Source organism: Bowmanella dokdonensis, assembly GCF_017254865.1.
GTDB lineage: Bacteria > Pseudomonadota > Gammaproteobacteria > Enterobacterales > Alteromonadaceae > Bowmanella > Bowmanella dokdonensis.
In genome coordinates this window covers 1-406 of the sequence record NZ_JAFKCV010000129.1, presented here as the reverse complement: position 1 = coordinate 406, position 406 = coordinate 1, and the positions used below count along the sequence as shown (strand labels likewise).

Genomic DNA, 406 nt, shown 5'->3' with positions numbered 1-406 from the left:
AATCTGAGCAGGTACTGCGCGCCGAAGGTGAAGCTAAAGCCATTTTGGCGGTAGCTGAGGCACAGGCCGAAGCGTTGCGTCTAGTGGGTGAGGCCGCCAATACCGAGCAAGGACAAAAAGCCATCCAATTGGATCTGGCAACCAAGGCCATTGCAGCCAAACAAGCCATTGCCAAAGAGTCCTCAGTGGTGTTGTTGCCAGATAGTGGTACCGATGCCGCCTCTATGGTGGCTCAGGCAATGACCATTATTACCGGAATCAAAGGTAATAAGGGGGCCTGATGACAGTGTTCACCGAACATATGGCGGAAAGTTTGATGGTGCTGGGGTTGGCACTACTGGCGATTGAAGTGCTGATACTGGGTTTTGCTACCTTTGTGCTGTTTTTCGTTGGACTTGCTGCTTTG

At 51.7% G+C, this 406-nt stretch carries 1 protein-coding gene and 1 pseudogene; both read left to right on the top strand.

What is annotated here, in order from left to right:
• The coding region (locus J0A66_RS21870; protein WP_277603616.1) for a band-7 C-terminal domain-containing protein at positions 1-281 on the top strand (281 nt) is incomplete at its 5' end.
• A pseudogene (locus J0A66_RS23970) lies at positions 281-406 on the top strand (NfeD family protein); the annotation flags it as partial. The gene J0A66_RS21870 and the pseudogene J0A66_RS23970, both read left to right, overlap by 1 nt.